At 67.4% G+C, this 17500-nt stretch carries 13 protein-coding genes; 2 read left to right on the forward strand and 11 right to left on the reverse strand.

Annotated elements, in window-relative coordinates; genetic code table 11:
* Window positions 1-21: 21 nt before the first annotated feature.
* The 6 genes from IQ292_RS14365 to IQ292_RS14390 form a co-directional block, all read right to left on the reverse strand.
* Window positions 22-1569 (reverse strand): MDR family MFS transporter, encoded by a 1548-nt coding sequence (locus IQ292_RS14365; protein WP_238941109.1) that lies wholly within the window; start codon window positions 1567-1569, stop codon window positions 22-24.
* 155 nt (window positions 1570-1724) lie between these two features.
* On the reverse strand, window positions 1725-3029 hold the full coding sequence (locus IQ292_RS14370; RefSeq protein WP_203310990.1) for an OmpP1/FadL family transporter: 1305 nt from the start codon (window positions 3027-3029) through the stop codon (window positions 1725-1727).
* A 39-nt stretch (window positions 3030-3068) separates the two neighbouring features.
* Entirely contained in the window at window positions 3069-3497 is a 429-nt protein-coding gene (locus IQ292_RS14375) for a DUF2147 domain-containing protein (RefSeq protein ID WP_203310991.1), read from the reverse strand.
* A gap of 205 nt (window positions 3498-3702) precedes the next feature.
* Complete coding sequence (locus tag IQ292_RS14380) at window positions 3703-5499, reverse strand: acyl-CoA dehydrogenase C-terminal domain-containing protein (protein WP_203310992.1); 1797 nt, start codon at window positions 5497-5499, stop codon at window positions 3703-3705.
* Window positions 5500-5559: 60 nt separating this feature from the next.
* Window positions 5560-7878: a 3-hydroxyacyl-CoA dehydrogenase/enoyl-CoA hydratase family protein gene (locus IQ292_RS14385; RefSeq protein WP_203310993.1), complete on the reverse strand. Its 2319-nt coding sequence runs from the start codon at window positions 7876-7878 to the stop codon at window positions 5560-5562.
* Between the two features lies 1 nt (window position 7879).
* Window positions 7880-9016 carry a thiolase family protein gene (locus IQ292_RS14390; RefSeq protein ID WP_203310994.1) on the reverse strand — a complete coding sequence of 379 codons (1137 nt, stop codon included), beginning with the start codon at window positions 9014-9016 and terminating at the stop codon, window positions 7880-7882.
* A gap of 152 nt (window positions 9017-9168) precedes the next feature.
* On the opposite strand from IQ292_RS14390, the gene IQ292_RS14395 reads away from it, so the two are divergent.
* Together IQ292_RS14395 and IQ292_RS14400 are read left to right on the forward strand one after the other, a co-directional pair.
* Complete coding sequence (locus IQ292_RS14395) at window positions 9169-10863, forward strand: long-chain-fatty-acid--CoA ligase (RefSeq protein ID WP_238941110.1); 1695 nt, start codon at window positions 9169-9171, stop codon at window positions 10861-10863.
* A gap of 23 nt (window positions 10864-10886) precedes the next feature.
* The gene (locus IQ292_RS14400) at window positions 10887-11300 is read left to right on the forward strand and encodes a MerR family transcriptional regulator (RefSeq protein ID WP_203310995.1); all 414 of its coding nucleotides are present in this window, start codon (window positions 10887-10889) and stop codon (window positions 11298-11300) included.
* A gap of 7 nt (window positions 11301-11307) precedes the next feature.
* Here IQ292_RS14400 and IQ292_RS14405 read toward each other — a convergent pair whose 3' ends face one another.
* The 5 genes from IQ292_RS14405 to acs all read right to left on the reverse strand — a co-directional run bounded on the left by IQ292_RS14405 (window position 11308) and on the right by acs (window position 17496).
* Entirely contained in the window at window positions 11308-11721 is a 414-nt protein-coding gene (locus IQ292_RS14405; protein ID WP_203310996.1) for a response regulator, read from the reverse strand.
* Window positions 11714-12799, reverse strand: coding sequence for a GAF domain-containing protein (locus IQ292_RS14410; protein WP_203310997.1), 1086 nt, complete (start codon window positions 12797-12799; stop codon window positions 11714-11716). The genes IQ292_RS14405 and IQ292_RS14410 overlap by 8 nt, the downstream gene beginning before the upstream one ends.
* A 245-nt stretch (window positions 12800-13044) precedes the next feature.
* Window positions 13045-13230 (reverse strand): YbdD/YjiX family protein, encoded by a 186-nt coding sequence (locus IQ292_RS14415; protein WP_203310998.1) that lies wholly within the window; start codon window positions 13228-13230, stop codon window positions 13045-13047.
* A 1-nt stretch (window position 13231) separates the two neighbouring features.
* Window positions 13232-15283, reverse strand: a complete 2052-nt coding sequence (locus IQ292_RS14420) for a carbon starvation CstA family protein (RefSeq protein ID WP_203310999.1) — start codon at window positions 15281-15283, stop codon at window positions 13232-13234.
* A gap of 275 nt (window positions 15284-15558) precedes the next feature.
* On the reverse strand, window positions 15559-17496 hold the full coding sequence (acs, locus tag IQ292_RS14425; protein ID WP_203311000.1) for an acetate--CoA ligase: 1938 nt from the start codon (window positions 17494-17496) through the stop codon (window positions 15559-15561).
* Between the last annotated feature and the right edge of the window lie 4 nt (window positions 17497-17500).

The following is a 17500-nucleotide window of genomic DNA, read 5'->3' on the forward strand; positions in this document are numbered from 1 at the left end:
GCGTATCCGCCGGGGCCGCTTTCACGTGCGCGGTCGGCTGCGGCCGGTCAATTCGGCCCCCGCCTCCCGGTCGAAGCGCAGGTTGACGAAGACAGCGCACAGCGAGATCGCGGTCACGGTCCAGAAGGCCGCGGAGAAGTCGGCGAAGCCCGGCCGCGACCGGTCGGACCATAGCATCGAAGCATGCAATGCCGTCGCGCCGGCGCAGATGCCGAGCGACAGCATCAGCTGCTGGAAGGTCGAATAGAAACTGGTCGCCGCGCTCATCCGCGTCTTGTCGATTTCGTCATAGGCGATCGTGTTGTAGGCGGTGAACTGGAACGACATCAGAAAGCCCGACACGACGAGCACCGCGAAGACCGCGGTAAGGGGCCAGTCGGCGCGGAACAGGCCGCAGGTCGCATAGGCGCCGGTCCCGAGCAGTCCCATGACCACCAGGCTGGCGCGAAATCCGAACCGGCGCAGGATCCGGCGCGCGACGCCCTTCATCCCGAACGATCCGATCGCCCCGGCAACGGTCATCGCGCCGCTCTGCGCCGCGCTGAGCCCGAAGGCGAGCTGCATCATCAACGGCAGGAGGAAGGGCTGGGCGCCCTGTGTGATGCGGGTCAGCGAGCCGCCGATCACCGACAGGCGGAAGGTCGGCACGCGCATCAGCGATACGTCCAGGATCGGATGGGCGATATGTTTGGCGTGGCGCAGGTACAGCGCGCCGAAGGCCGCGCCGACTGCGACGAGGATCGCGGCCAGACGACCTTCGCCGCTGCGGCTCGCCATTTCGAAGCCCATCAGCAGGCAGCCGAGCGCGATTCCCGACATAAGGAACCCGGCCGGGTCGAACGGGTGCGGCGCCTCTTCGCGGATATCGGCGATGAACCGGCCGACGAGCCAGATGCCGACCACGCCGATCGGCAGGTTGAGCCAGAAGATCCATCGCCAGTCGAGATAGGTGACGATGAAGCCGCCCAACGGCGGCCCGACGATGGGGCCGATCAGCGCGGGCATGATCAGCCAGGACATCGCCGAGACCATGTCCCGCTTCGCCACCGACTTGAGCAGGACGAGCCGGCCGACCGGCATCATCATCGCGCCGCCCACGCCCTGCGCGAACCGTGCCAGCGCCATCAGCGGCAACGTCGGGGCGAGCCCGCACGCCAGCGAGCCGGCAACGAACAGGCCGATCGCCGCCCGGAACACCGCGCGCGCGCCGAACCGGTCCGCCATCGTGCCGGACGCGGGGATGAAGACGGCGAGGGCAAGAAGGTAGGACGTGAGCGCGATGCTCATTTCGGGCGCGCGCACGCCGAAGTCGCGCGCCATCGTCGGCAACGCCGTCGCGAGCACGGTCGCATCGAGGTTTTCCATGAACATCGCCGTGGCGATGATCAGCGCGACCGTGCGGTAATTGCGGGTCGGTTGCTCGCCGCCGTCATTGTCCTGCGTCTGCGCGATGTCGCTGCCCGCGGGTACGATGCCGTCGCGCACCTCGGCGTTGACCGAAGCGATGCCGCGGCGGCGCGGCCGAAGGAGCTGGCGGGGATCGAGCGACGCGGGGAGGTGGAGTTGCAACGGAGCGAGGTTTCCCAAGAATTGACGGGACCCGAACGGGTACCTCTCCGGCAAGTTGCGTCGTCTGTTGCGGCGATAGCCGCGATATAGGGAAAGACCAGTGACTTATCGAGGGGCAATGCCCCTCCCCGCAGGGGGAGGGGCTTGGTCCGCGATCAGAGGCCGATATGGGCGCCGAGCGAGAAGACGAGCGCGCGCGCGTCGGTCAGCGTGCCGCTGGTCAGGACCGGGGTCTGGAGCGGCGTGCCCGCATAGGCCGCGGTGCGGCGATCGATCGTCGCGTCCTTGAAGTCGACGTAATTGCCCGCGAAGTCGATCCCGATGCGCGGCGTCAGCTGGAAGGTGCCGCCGGCACCGTAGTTCCAACGGTCCGCGTCCGGCACGCGCGCGTCGCGCAGGCCGTTCTGCGTCGGCGTGTTGGCATGCTGCACGCCCGCGCGCAGCGTCAGCGCGGGCGAGACGGCATAGTCGAAGCCGCCGGCCTGGCTCCAGCTGTCACGATAGTTTTCCGGCAGCGCGGTGTTCAGCGGCGCGCCGAGCCGGATCGCGTCGAACTTGCTCCAGTTGTACCGGACGATCTGCGCGTTGAAGGTCAGCGGCGAGGCCAGCTTGAAGCGGCCCGAGACGATCGTCTGCGCCGGCGTGTAGAACTGCGCCTTCAGGCCGGACAGGGTCACGTTCTGCGTCGTGGGGATCGGCGCCTGCAGGCCGCTGACCGTCAGGTCGCCAGTCAGCGTGTGCTTGATCCGCGACTTGTAGCTGATGCCGACGGTCGCCCAGCTATTGTGCATCTGGACACCGGCGCTCCAGCCGAGATCCCAGCCATCACCCTCCAGCTTCTGGCGGCCGTCCGCCTGCAGCGGCGAGACGTTGGGCAGGGCGTTGCCGAGGCTGGCATAGACGTGCTCGACGTTCACCGCGCCGCCGACACGCAACCAGTCGGTCGGCGCGATCGCGAGGCTGGGCTGGATGTCGACCGTCTGCAGCTTGGTGCGCAGCGCGCTGTACCGCGCCCAGCTGGTCGGCGCGTAGTCCGTCGTGAAGCTGTAGGGCGACGTGACGGCGAGGCCGACCGCGACCTTGTCGCCGAACGGCACCGCGATCGCTCCCGACGGCAGCACGCCATTGTTGATCGGGTCGCGCGAGACCTGGTCGCCGCCGACCGGCGCGCAGGCCTGGCCAGGGCGGCAGATCAACGTGCCGGCGTTGTTGACCTTGCCCTTGGGCAGGATCACCGCCGCGGAGATCGCGGCATCGACGTGATCGAGGCCGCCGATCGACGCCGGGTTCCACCACAGCGACTGAGCGCCCGTATCGGCGCCCTCGCCCGAAAAGGCACGACCCGCGCCGCGCGCGGACTGTTCCTGAAGGTAGAAGGCTTGGGCATGGGCGGTCGCGGCCCAGCCGGCGGAGGCGAGCAGCGCGGTGGCCGAAAGGGCGAATTTCGTACGCAGGGACATGGGAAAGCCTTTACTGACAGATAAGCGGGAAAATGAGGATCAGCGGACGCGGGTCCAGGTCTGCGTCTTGCAGAGCGGGACGAAGATGCAGCCGCGCACCTTGAGCGTGTTGGCGTCGATCGGCGTCACCGTCGCCTTGTAGGTCTTGCCGTCATCGGCCTTGTAGATGGTGCCGCCGCTCCACGCATTGCCATCGGCCTTGAAGCCGCTGAGGATCAGCAGCCCCTTGAGCGGGCGGTTGCGAAGGCTGGCGTCGGGATTCTTGCTGTCCTTGAGGTTCGGTTCCGTCCGCAGCAACTCGGAGGTCACGATGCGACCGCAGATCGAGGCGCCGCAGCGCTGGATCTCGACGACGCCGCCGCGCGTCTCCGTCTTCCACATGCCGAGCGCGGCATCCGCATTGGCGGCCTGGGCAGCGGGTGCCATGGGGGCGGCGGCAAGCAGCGCGCCGACGAGAAGCAGGGACATGCGAAAACTCTCCTCTCCGAACGGGCCGTCCGCTAAAGGGCGCGAACGGCGGGGCAGGGGCCCGAAGGCGAAGACGCCGCATGCTTGCGGTCGCCGCGAGACGTGCCGAATTCGTTATTCAACGAACCTTTCGGCGAGCCTGCTGCCGTATACGGCATGTCAGGCCCGCCTAATCACGTCAGCCGTACTGTCAAGCTTCAAACGCTCAGAAGGCGTCGAGTTCCAGCGCCATGGTGGAGCGCTTGCCGGTCTTGATCGCCAGGAAGGCGGCGGTCGCCTGCGGTAGCAGGCGGTCGAAGAAGAAGCCGGCGGTGGCGAGCTTCGCCCGGTAGAAGCCGGCGTCCTCGCTGCCTTCCGCCAGCCGGTCCGTCGCGATCTTCGCGGCCTTGAGAAAACAATAGCCCATGCCGACCAGGCCCATCAGGCGCAGATAGTCGGTCGCCGCAGCGCCGGCTTCCTCCGCATCCTTCATACCCTTTTGCGCGATCGTCGCGGTCGACAGCTGCAGGGCGCCGAACGCCTGCTGAAGGCCGGCGGTCATCCCGGCCAGGGCCTTGTCCGGAACGCCGGCCATCGATTCGCACAGGTTGGACACGGCATGGAAGAACGGGCGCATCTGGCGTCCCATATGTGCGGGCATCTTGCGGCCGACGAGGTCGAGCGCCTGCACCCCGTTCGTCCCCTCGTAGATCTGGCAGATGCGCGCGTCGCGGACGAACTGCTCCACGCCTGTCTCGCGGATATAGCCGTGGCCGCCGTGGACCTGCACGCCGTGGTTCGCCGCCTCGAAGGCGAGATCAGTGAACAGCGCCTTCACTACCGGGGTGACCAGGGCGACGAAATCGGCCGCGCGCTGCTTCACCTCGGGATCGGCGGCGTGCTTCTCTGCGTCCAGCGCCCGCGCCGCCCATTGGCCGAGCATGCGGCACCCTTCGGCATAGGCGCGCATCGTCATCAGGCTGCGACGCACGTCGGGATGGACGATGATCGGATCGGCGGGGAGGTCGGGACGCGCCGGACCGGACAGGGCGCGGCCCTGCAGGCGGTCCTTGGCGTAGGCGACGGCGGACTGATAGGCGATCTCGTTGATGCCGAGGCCCTGGATACCGACCGAGACGCGCTCGGTGTTCATCATCGTGAACATGGCGGCCAGCCCCTTGCCCGGCTCGCCGACGATCCAGCCGGTCGAATCCTCGAACACCATCTGGCAGGTGGCGGATGCCTTGAGACCCATCTTGTGCTCGAGCCCGGCGACGGAGACGCCGTTCGCGCTCGCCGGCTCGCCGGCGTCGTTGGGCAGATATTTCGGCACGAGGAACAGGCTGATGCCGCGCACGCCCGCGGGCGCGTCCGGCAGGCGCGCCAGGACGAGGTGGACGACATTGTTCGTCAGGTCATGGTCGCCAGAGGAGATGAAGATCTTCGCGCCGCTCACCTTGTAGCTGCCGTCCGCCTGCGGCACCGCCTTGGTGCGGAGCAGGCCGAGGTCGGTGCCGCAGTGCGACTCGGTCAGACACATCGTGCCCGACCATTCGCCGCTCACCATCTTGGGCAAATAGGCCCGCTTCAGATCTTCCGAGGCATGGCCCTCGATCGCGGTGGTCGCGCCGTGCGTGAGACCGGGATAGAGGCTGAACGACAGATTGGCCGAGCAGATCATCTCCTCCACCAGCTTGTTGAGGCTCTCCGGCAGTCCTTGTCCGCCCCAGCTGGGGTCGGACGCGAGCGCCGCCCAACCGCCATCGCGGAAGCTGTCGTAGGCGGCCTTGAAGCCCGCGGGCGTGCGGACGACGCCATTTTCCAGCCGACATCCCTCGGCATCGCCGCTGGCGTTGAGGGGCAGCAGGATGTCCTGCGCCATTTTCGCCGCCTCTTCGAGCACGGCGTCGAAGAGATCGGGCGTGAATTCCTCGAAGGCGGGAAGGTTCGCGAACTGGTCGTCGGCGAACAGCTCGTGCAGCACGAAACGCATGTCGCGCAGGGGGGCGGTGTAGACTTGCATGGTCGTCTCGATCCTCTGATCCCGCCGCCCCGGAACACGCCGGGGCGAGGGATAGTCCTGTCAGTTGCGCAAGGGCTTGCCGGTTTCGAGCATGTGCTCGACGCGGGCCTGGGTGCGCGGGTCCTTGACGCTGGCCATGAAGGCCTGGCGCTCGAGCTTGAGCAGCTGGTCCTCGGTCACCGTGTCGACCAGATCCACCTCGCCGCCGGTCAGGACGGTCGCGAGGCGATCGGACACGACCGCGTCATAGGGTGTCGCCATGCCCTTCTTGCGGAAGCCGTCGACCACGCCCGCGATACCCGTGCGGCCGCTCTCGCCCGGCAGGCGGAAGGTCGGCTTCTCGGGCGCCGCATAGCCGTCGACCATTGCCAGCGCCCTCGCCTTGGCATCCGCGAGCAGCCGGTCGCGGTTCATGGTGATGCCATCGCTCGGGCGCAGGAACATCATCTCCTTTGCCAGCGCGGCGGACTTCGAAACCTGCGCCGTCGAGATCGTCTCGAACGCCTTGGCGACGGCGGGCATCGGCCCCTTCGGCATCATCGGCGCCTTCGCCATCCGGTCGAGCAATTCGCCATTGCCGCCCCAGCCGGGCAGCAGGCCGACGCCGCATTCGACGAGGCCGATGTAGCTTTCGGCATGCGCCTGCACCGCATCGGCGTGGAGCACGACCTCGCAGCCGCCGCCGAGCGCCATGCCGGCAGGCGCGGCGACGACGGGGAAGGGGGCGTATTTCAGCGCCTTCAGCGCCGCCTGGCCGGCGGCGATCAGCTTCTCCACCTCGCCCCAGGCGGCGATGTTGACCGCGAACATCGCGAGGCCGAGGTTCGCGCCGGCCGAGAAGTTCGACCCTTCGTTGTAGATGACCAACGCCTTGAACTGCGCCTTCACCAGCGGGATCGCCTTCTGGATCAGCTGCATGATCTGCTCGTCGAGCGCGTTCATCTTGGTCGTGAACTCGAGCGCGGCGACGCCGTCGCCGACGTCCCAGAGCGCGGCGGACCCGTTCTTCAGCAGCGGCTCGCCGCGCAGCTTGACGTCCTCGAGCAGGAGCACGCCGTCCGGACGGACGATGTCATGATAGGCGCCGTCGCGGCCGAGATACTGGCGCGTGCCGTTCTCGATCCGGTAGAAGGGTCTGTCGCCGGCGATATCGAGGATCGCAGGAACGGCGCGACCCTCGGCGCGCAGCCGTTCCGCGAGGCGGGCGGCGCCGATCCGGTCGATCAGCTCGAACGGCCCGAACTTCCAATTGTAGCCGAGCTTCATCGCGTCATCGATCGCGACGACATCGTCCGCCGCCTCGCCGACCAGCATCGCGGCATAAGAGAGCACGCTGCCGAGGATCGTCCAGGCATAGGTGCCGGCCTTGCCCGGCAGCGCGATCAGCGCGGCGAGATCCTTCTCCGCCGCCGACGGCAGCTTTTCCGGACTCGCCTGCGGGCGATAGTCGCCGGTCGCCAGATCGAGCGCGAACTTGGTCTTGGTTGCCTTGTCGAAGCGATAGAAGCCGCCCTTGCCCTTGCGCCCCGTGAAGCCCTCGCCGATCATCCTGTCGACCAGCGGCATCGGCCGCACCGTGTCGAAATAGGGATCGCCCGCCGGCAGCGTCGAGGACAGGCTCTTCGACAACAGCGGCATCAGGTCGACGCCGACGAGATCGACGAGGCCGAAGATGCCGGTCTTGGGCACGCCCATCGGACGGCCGCCGATCTGGTCCGCCTCCTCGATCGTCAGACCCTGGTCCATCGCCGCGTTGATCGCGACGGCCAGCCAATAGGTGCCGATGCGATTGGCGATGAAGCCCGGCGTGTCCTTGGCCCGCACGATGCACTTGCCCATGAAGCGGTCGACGAAATCCTCGACGCGTCCGGCAACGGTGGGGTCGGTATGCGCCCCGCGCACGATCTCGATCAGCCGCATGTAGCGCGGCGGATTGAAGAAGTGCGTGATCAGGAAGTCGGCCTTGAACTGATCGCCGCGCCCCTCGACCAGATGGCCGAGCGGGATCGTCGAGGTGTTCGAGCTGACCGCGGTGCCCGGGCGCTTGAGCTGTTCCAGCTTGGCGTACAGCGCCTGCTTGATGTCGAGCCGCTCGACGATCGCCTCGACGATCCAGTCGCATTCGGCAACGCGGGCCAGGTGATCGTCGATGTTGCCCGTCTCGACCAGCTTCGCCGCCGCCTTCGACATGAAGGGGGCAGGCTCGGTCTTGAGCATCTTGGCGACCGCACCCTTGGCGACGGCGTCGCGGTCCGTGCCGTCCTTGGGCACGATGTCGAGCAGCAGCACGGGCACGCCGGCGTTGGCGACCTGCGCGGCGATGCCCGCGCCCATGACGCCCGCGCCGATCACACAGACCTTTTTGATGGCGTCGCTCATGTCACGCGCGCTCCAGAACCGTTGCGATGCCCTGACCGCCGCCAATGCATTGCGTGGCGAGCGCATAGCGGCCGCCCTCGCGCTCCAGCAGCGCCGCGGCCTTGCCGACGATGCGCGCGCCGGTCGCGCCCAGCGGATGGCCGATCGCGATCGCGCCGCCGTCCTTGTTGATCGTCTCGTCCTTCAGGCCGAGGTCGCGAATGCAGGCGATCGCCTGGCTGGCGAACGCCTCGTTGATCTCGACGACGTCGAGGTCGGCCACGGAGAGACCCGCACGCTCCAGCGCCTTCTTCGACGCGCCGATCGGTCCAAGGCCCATCGTCTCGGGCTCGCAGCCGGAAATGCCGACCGACTTGATCCGTGCGAGAATCTTCAGGCCATGCTTCCGCGCAAAGTCTTCGGAGGTCACCAGCACGGCCGACGCGCCATCGGTCAACGGCGACGAGGTGCCGGCGGTCACCGACCCGTCCTGGTTGAACGCGGGCTTCAGGCCGGCAAGCGCCTCGACCGTGGTCTCGGGGCGGATGGTGCCATCCTCCGCGACAGGACCCGCCTTGGTCTGGATCGCCACGATCTCGTCCGAGAGGCGACCGTCCGCGCGCGCGGCGGCGGCCTTCTGCTGGCTCTTCACCGCGAAGGCGTCCTGCTCCGCCCGGGTGATCTGATACTTCTGCGCGACATTCTCCGCCGTGTCGCCCATGCCCATGTATGCGCCGGCATTCTTCTTCGCGAGCGTCGGGTTCGGCAGCGGATTGTAGCCGCCCATCGGTACGCGGCTCATCGACTCGAGACCGGCGCAGATGAACGCCTCGCCCGCGCCGATCTGGATCTGACCGACGGCGATGTGGATCGCGCTCATCGACGATCCGCAGAACCGGTTGACCGTCATGCCGCCGACCGACAGCGGCAGGTCGGCAAGCAGGCCGATCATGCGCGCGACGTTCAGACCCTGTTCGCCCTCGGGGAAGGCGCAGCCCAGGATGATGTCCTCGATCTCCGACGGATCGACCTTGGTCTTCTCGATCAGCCCGCGGATCGTCTGTGCGGCGAGGTCGTCGGGCCGCACGCGGGCGAGCGCGCCCTTGCCGGCGAGATGAAAGGGCGAGCGGGCGTATCCGGCGATGACGACGTTGGTCATGATATCCTCTCGAAAGGCAGCAAGTGGACCTCGGCGGCCCTGACAAATAACGTTACTTGCGAAGTACCGTATAGGTGCGATACCTTCCCATTACGTCAAGTGGGCTGCGTCGACAAGCATCGTCGGACGCGCCGAACCGTGAGAGGACAGACATGACCGGGATGCCGAGCGACGCCGGGGAGGCCGTTGAGCAGGGGCCGTTGGCGATCAAGCGGGGCGTGCCGCTCGATGAGCGGCCGCGGCTGCTCGGCGCTCTGCTCGAGTCGTCGGCCCGGCGATTCCCCACGCGCGTCGCGGTCGATTTCCTCGGGGCGACGACCACCTGGGGGGCGCTGGCGGAGGCGGTCGATCGCGCTGCCGCGGGGTTGCAGGCGCTGGGCGTGGTGAAGGGTACGCGCGTCGCGCTGTGCCTTCCGAACACGCCCTATTACCCGATACTCTTCTACGCGACGCTGAAGGCGGGCGGGATCGTGGTCAACGTCAACCCGCTCTACGTCGAGCGCGAACTCGCGCACCTGATTCACGATTCGGGGGCGGAGATCATCGTCACCTGCGACCTCGCGGAGATTCAGGCGCGCGTGCTCAAGGTCTCCCGAGAGACGGGAATCCGCCTCGTGGTCAGCTGCCCGATCGCCGACGTCCTGCCGGGGATCAAGAAAGTCGCGTACAAGCTGCTGAAGCGCAAGGAGATCGGCCGGGCGCCCCGCGATGCCATGCACCTCCATTACCGGGACCTGATGGCAAAGGGTAAGGTGCCGGCAGCGGTCGCGGTGTCGCCGGACGAGGTTGCGGTGCTGCAATATACCGGTGGCACGACGGGCCTGCCCAAGGCCGCGATGCTCAGCCATGCCAATATCGTCGCCAACACCGACGCGATGCTCGTCCATGTCGGCGGCGAGGCGCCGGACCAGGACCGGGTGATGGGTGTGCTGCCGCTGTTCCACGTCTTCGCGTTGACCAACGTGCTGACCTTCTCGACGCTGGTGGGTGCGGAGATGATCCTGCTGCCCCGGTTCGAGATGAAGCAGCTGCTGGCGGCGCTCAAGCGGACGCGGCCGACCTACTTCCCGGCCGTTCCGACCATCTACAATGCGCTGGCAAACCTGTCCGACGCCGACGTGCCGGACCTCTCCTCGATCAAGGTCTGCATCTCCGGGGGCGCACCGCTGCCCATCGAGGTGCGCCACCTGTTCGAGCAGCGTACCGGCGCGAAGCTGGTCGAGGGTTATGGCCTGTCCGAAGCATCGCCGATCATCACCTGCAATCCCTTCCAGGGGATCAACAAGGAGGGGTCGGCCGGCCTTCCGTTCCCCGGGACGACGATCGAGATCCGCGACCGCGAGGATCCGTCGCGCATCATGCCGAAGGGGGAAAAGGGCGAGATCTGCGCCCGCGGACCGCAGGTGATGAGCGGCTATTGGCACAAGCCGCACGAGACGGCGGGCGCCTTCGCCGACGGCGCATTGCGCACCGGCGATGTCGGCTATCTCGACGACGACGGCTATCTATTCATCGTCGACCGGATCAAGGACATGATCCTGTGCGGTGGCTACAACGTCTATCCCCGCGTGATCGAGGAAGCGCTGTACGAGCATCCCGCCGTCGCCGAGGCGGTGGTGATCGGCATCCCGGACCCCTATCGCGGCCAGAGCCCCAAGGCGTTCGTCACGCTGGCGGAGCCGGGTTCCGTGACGGGTGAGCAATTGCGGGACTTCCTGCGCGACAAGGTCAGCAAGATCGAGCTTCCCCGCGCCGTCGAGATACGCGACACTCTGCCCAAGACCCTGATCGGCAAACTTTCGAAGAAGGAGCTGGTCGAGGAGGAAATGCGCAAGGCCGGACAATAGGCCGGCCGGTACGGGAGGATTGGATGACGGACGAGGGCGCGGAGCTGCAGGGAATCCAGGAGGTGGCCGAGCGGCTCGGCATCACCCCGCGGACCCTGCGCTTCTATGAGGATCGCGGCCTTATCGAGCCGAGCCGGATCGGTACCACGCGCGTCTATCGCCGACGCGAGATCGCCCGCATGCAACTGATCCTGCGCGGCAAGAGGCTCGGCTTCTCGCTCAAGGACATCGAGGAGTTCCTCGATCTCTACGATGCGGACCCCCAGCACCTCGAGCAGATGCGCGCGTTGGCCGGCCGCTGCCGCGAGCGGATCGACGAACTCGAGCAGCAGCGGCAGGCGCTCGATACCACATTGGCCGAACTCACCAAGATCGAGGCGGAGGCGCTCGACCGCGTCAATGCGCATGGTGACGGACCGCGGGCCGCACGGGGGTGATCTCGGCTCAGTAGAGTGTCAGCATCGCCGGCAGTCGCGCGGGCGTTTCGCCGCGCGTGATCGCGTAAGCGGCATTCACCGCGTCGCCGAGGCTCGCATTGTGAAACGGCTTGGCGACGCAGCCGATTATCAGCGCATGCGACTCCGCCTCCGGGCAGGTGCCGCTTAGGAAGATGCTGGGTATGCCACGCTCGGCGAGGGCATGCGCGACCGCGACTCCATCGTCGCCGAGGGCCAGCTTGACGTCGCACAGCGCCAGATCGGGGTTCTCGCGATCGGCGATCTCGATCGCCATCGCCAGCGTGTCCGCCACGCCGACCACCGCATGACCGTGCAGCGTCAGCGCATCCTCGACGAGCATCGCGACCATGGCCTCGTCCTCGACGACGAGAAGCTTGAGGGCGGGTTGGTGGTCAGTCATGGGCCATGGGTAACGTCAGGATCATGCCATCCGTTGCAGGCGTGATCGTCCCCCGCAGTTGATGCAGCAGGCCGCGCGCGATCCGGGACGCTTCGGTGTTCGCGGCGATCCCGACCAGGCGTAGGCGCACCACGTCCTGCGAGCCGGCCAGATGGATCGCGACCGGACGATGCGGCGGCACGCCCAGCGTGAGCGTATGCACCAGCAGCGCGAGCGCGGCCGCCGTCTCGACCCGCAGCGGTGCCAGTGCGGCCGTCTCCGCCAGGACGGCGGGGATGGCGCGATCCTCCACGAGTGCTTCGATCAGGCCGGTGACGTCGACCAGACCGGCGGGCTGGTCGCCGTAGAGAGGGCGATGCGCGATCGCAAGCACCTGCAGCCGATCGACCGCACGATACAGCGGTGCCTGTGCCGCCGACGCGAGGTCGCCCGCCTCCGCCCCGACGAGTCCGACGGCGACTTGAAGGGCGTTGCGCACCCGGTGCTTCAGCTCGCCCAGCAGCCGCTCGCGCGCCTCCATGCCGTCGCGAAGGGCCGCTTCGACGCGCAGCCGGTATTTGGCGAGCGCGACATAATGGCAGGCGACGCGCAGGAAGCGGAGTTCGTCGGCGGAAAAGCGGTTCGTCCACCGCCGCCCAAAGCTCAGCGTGCCCAACAAAGCGTCTCCGTGCATCAGCGGCGTGCAGATATAGCTGTCGAGGCCGAGCGAGCGCACGAAGGCATAGGTCGGATCGTCCGATGTTCTTATCGAGATCGCATGATGGATCTGCCGCGTCTGCGCGACCGTACCGCAGATCGCCTCGCCCATCGCCAGCGTCCCGATTTTTGCCGGCTGGTCGCCGGTCAGGCCGCCATGGGCCTCGAGCACGAGCCGGTCACCCGCCACGCGATAATTGGTGAAGACATCGAGCCGCAGCTCGCGCCGCATCAGATCGAATATCTCGTCGACCATGTCGGCGGGATCGGCGGCGGCCAGCAGCCGTTCGGCGACATCCGCGAGCAATCTCAGGTAGCGTTGCGGAACGCTCGTACCGGGCTCGTCCGACGCGGACCTGTCCGGCAATTCGTTCGGGGACATACGCTTCCTGTACCGACAGCGCCTATCCGCTTCAAGCGCGAGCGCGGCGGATGGGTTAGGGGCGCTGTCTTTTTCACGATCGTGGATGTGATATTCTGGTGCCCTGCCGTCGAAGAACGGGAGGAGAGGTGCCATGGAGTGGATGGATCCACATGTGTGCGCGTGCAGTTTCCGGTCGCTGTGCTGGATGAGCGGAACGGCGTTGACGCTATGTTGCGCCGCGATCCTCGCCTTCGGCTAGCCGCCTAGCAGCATTTGCCGCCACCGCGACCGCCGTAGCGGGCCTGTTGCCGCTCGCGGAAGAATGTCGCCTCGTCCATGACGGGGGCTTCGGGGTGCGCCGAGCGCATATGCGCGACATAGGCGGCATAGGACGGCACGCCGACCATGGCGCGGGCGGTCTGCGCGATCAGCGAAAGCCAGGAGCGCATGTCAGCTTGCCGCCAGCGCTGGCGGTACTTCGGTGACCGTTGGCGTGGCGCTGCGTCGCGCGCCGAGGCAGGTGCGTACGCCATAGACGACGATCGTCGCCACCACGGCGAGGAACAGCGCGCAGAGCGCCGCGTCGATGCGGTCGTTGATGACGATCCGGCGCATCTCGGCCAGCGACTTGGCAGGGGCCAGCATTTCGCCGCGGCCGGCGGCGTCCGCGAAGCGCGTGGCGTGGGCGAGGAATCCGACGCGCGGATCGGGCGACAGCAGCTTGAGCAGGCTGGCGGTGGAGGTGCAGATCACCAGCCAAATCGCCGGAAGGATCGTCACCCAGGCGAAGCGTTCGCGCTTCATCCGGTACAGCACCACCGTCGCGAGCGTGAGCGCGACCGCGGCCAGCATCTGGTTGGAGATGCCGAACAGCGGCCACAGGGTGTTCACGCCCCCCAGGGGATCGGTCACGCCCTGGTAGAGGAAGAAGCCCCAGGCGGCGACGCAGAGTGCGGTGCCGATCAGGCCCGGCACGAAGGACGTCGCGTTGCGGAAGGACGGAACGGCCAGTCCGATCAGGTCCTGCAGCATGAAGCGCCCCGCACGCGTGCCGGCGTCGACCGCGGTCAGGATGAAGAGCGCTTCGAACAGGATCGCGAAATGGTACCAGAAGGCCATCATCGCCTGGCCGCCGACGACGCGGCTGAAGATGTGCGCCATGCCGACGGCCAGCGTCGGCGCGCCGCCCGCGCGGCTGATGATCGTCGTTTCGCCGACGTCGCGTGCGGTCTGCGCGATCGATGCCGCATCGATTGGAAAGCCCATCGCGCCGACGGCCGCGGCGGCGCTGGCGGCGTCCGTGCCCACCACCGCCGCGGGACTGTTCATCACGAAATAGACGCCGGGATCGATGATGGAGGCGCCGATCAGCGCCATGATCGCGACAAAGCTTTCCATCAGCATCGCGCCATAGCCGATGAACCGCGCATCCCCCTCGCTCGCGATCAGCTTCGGGGTCGTGCCGCTCGCGATCAAGGCATGGAAGCCCGACACCGCGCCACAGGCGATCGTGATGAATAGGAAGGGAAAGAGCGACCCCGACCAGACGGGACCGCTGCCGTCGATGAAGCGGGTGACCGCCGGCATCCGCATGTCGGGCATCACGACGAGGATGCCGATCGCGAGCGCGGCGATCGCGCCGATCTTGAGGAAGGTCGACAGATAGTCGCGCGGCGCCAGCAACAGCCACACGGGAAGCAGCGAGGCGATTGCGCCGTAGCCGATCAGGATCCAGCATAGCTGCACGGGCGTGTAGGTGAACCAGGGCGCCATGACCGTCGAGGCGGCGACATCGCGGCCATAGACGATCGCGAGGATCAGCCCGACCAGGCCGAGCAACGATACCTCGCCGATCTTTCCCGGGCGGACGAAGCGCGTGTACAGGCCCATGAGTATCGCGAGGGGGATCGTCGCGGCGACGGTGAACAATCCCCACGGGCTATTGGCGAGCGCGCGGACCACGATCAGTGCCAGCACCGCCAGGATGATCACCATGATCGCGAAGGCGCCGACGAGCGCGACCGTGCCCGGAATGGCGCCCATTTCCATGCGGATCAGTTCGCCGAGCGAGCGCCCGTCGCGGCGCATCGAGATGAACAATATCATGAGGTCCTGCACCGCACCGGCGAGCACCACCCCGGCCAGGATCCACAGCATGCCGGGCAGATAGCCCATCTGCGCGGCGAGCACGGGGCCGACGAGCGGACCCGCGCCCGCGATGGCGGCGAAATGGTGGCCGAACAGGACACGCCGGTCGGTGGCGACGAAGTCGAGCCCGTCGGGGCGGCGGATCGCAGGGGTAGGGCGCGTCAGGTCGAGGCCGACGACGACCTTCGCCAGATAGTGCGCATAGAACCGATAGGCGATCAGATAGACGCAGACCGCAGCGACGACGATCCACACGGCATTGACCTGCTCGCCGCGGGACAGAGCCACCAGTCCGAGCGCCCCCGCGCCGATCAGCGCGACCGCGATCCAGCCGAGCTTGTTCGCGATCGTCATCACCCTCTCCCGCAGTCGTCCCCCAAAGAGGCGATGCGGGGGCAGGCGTCAAGCACGCATGTCGGCGGGGCAGGGATCGGGTACCCAGCGTATCGACGCCGTGCGACCGACGATCCTCGCGCGCCGCGCTCGGCCGGCCCCGGCGCTCACGGCTTTCGATTTGGCGAACGCGATGCTGCCAACCATCGGGTGCCCGCACCGATCCGGCATGCCGGCATGGCGGAATGGCGGACGAGGTCGGCGCCGACCCCTCGCGACGCCGCCGGCGATCGGGATCAGCCGACCCGATTGGCGACGAGGTCGTCGACCACGGCCGGATCCGCGAGCGTCGACGTGTCGCCGAGACTCGAGATGTCGCCCTCGGCGATCTTGCGCAGGATGCGGCGCATGATCTTGCCCGATCGCGTCTTGGGCAGGGCTGGCGCGAATTGCAGCTTGTCGGGCGTGGCGATGGGGCCGATCTCGTGACGAACCCATTGGATGAGGTCGCCGCGCAGCGTCTCCGACGCCTCCTGCCCCGTGTTCAGCGTCACATAGGCGTAGATACCCTGGCCCTTGACGTCGTGGGGCATGCCGACGACCGCGGCCTCCGCGACCGCGTCGTGCAGCACGAGCGCGCTTTCGACCTCCGCAGTGCCCATGCGGTGGCCCGACACGTTGATCACGTCGTCGACCCGGCCGGTGATCCAGTAATAGCCGTCGGCGTCCCGCCGACAGCCGTCGCCGGTGAAATACTTGCCTTCGTAGGTCGTGAAATAGGTCTGGAAGAAGCGCGCGTGATCGCCCCAGACGGTGCGCATCTGACCCGGCCAGCTCTGGATGATGCAGAGGTTGCCCTCTGCCTTGCCGACCAGCGGCGATCCCTTTTCGTCGACGAGCTGCGGCGTCACCCCGGGCAAGGGCTTGGATGCCGATCCGGGCTTCATCGGAACGGCGCCGGGCAGCGGGGCGATCATGATCCCGCCGGTCTCCGTCTGCCACCAGGCATCGACGATCGGCGCGCGGCCCTCGCCGACGACGTCATGGTACCAGCGCCACGCCTCGGGATTGATCGGCTCGCCGACCGAGCCGAGCACCTTCAGGCTCGACCGATCGGTCCGCTTCACGAAATCGTCCCCCTCCTTCATCAGCGCGCGCAGCGCCGTGGGCGCGGTGAACAGCGCGTGCACCTTGTGCCGGTCGACGACCTGCCAGATCCGGCTGGCGTCCGGCCAGTTGGGCAACCCTTCGTACATCAGCGTCGTCGCGCGGTTCGCCAGGGGGCCGTAGAGGATGTAGGTGTGGCCCGTCACCCAGCCGATGTCGGCGGCGCACCAGAATATCTGGCCTGGCTTGTAGTCGAACGCCCATTGGTGCGTGATGCTGGCCCAGAGCAGATAGCCGCCGCCGGTGTGCAGGACCCCCTTGGGCTTGCCCGTCGAGCCGCTGGTATAGAGGATGAAGAGCGGGTCCTCGGCGCCCATCGGCTCGGGCGCGCAGGACGTGCCGGCATTCGCCGCGGCCTCGTGGTACCAGATGTCACGATCGGTCATCGCCACGTCCCCGCCGGTGGCGCGGACGACGATGACGCGCTCCAGCGTCGGCGCACGCGCAGCGGCTTCGTCGACGCAGGCCTTCAGCTTGATCCGCTTGCCGCCGCGTCGCCCCTCGTCCGCGGTGACGACGATCCGTGATCCGCAATCCTCGATCCGTCCGGCCAGCGCGTCGGCGGAAAAGCCGCCGAACACCACCGAATGGATCGCGCCGATGCGCGCGCAGGCGAGCACCGCATAGGCCGCCTCGGGGATCATCGGCATGTAGATGGTGACGCGATCGCCCTTGCCGACGCCCTCCGCCTTCAGCACGTTGGCGAAACGGCAGACCTCGTCATGAAGCTGTCGGTAGCTGATCTGCCGAGGCTCCTCCGACGGTTCGTCCGGCTCCCAGATGATCGCGATGTCGTCACCGTGCGCATCGAGATGCCGGTCGATGCAGTTCGCCGCGACGTTCAGCACGCCGTCCTCGAACCATTTGATGTGGAAGTCCGCCTTCGCGAACGACCAGTCGCCCGCGATCGTCGGCGCCTTGACCCAGTCGAGCCGCTTCGTCGCCTGGTCGAGCCAGAAGCCGCCCGGGTCGTTCGCCGCCGCCTCGTACAGATCGGTGTACCGCTTCGGATCGAGACTGGCGTTCGTCCAGTCGCCGGTGATCGGATAGATTTCGGGATCGGTCATGACG

Source organism: Sphingomonas beigongshangi, from assembly GCF_016820445.1.
GTDB lineage: Bacteria > Pseudomonadota > Alphaproteobacteria > Sphingomonadales > Sphingomonadaceae > Sphingomonas > Sphingomonas beigongshangi.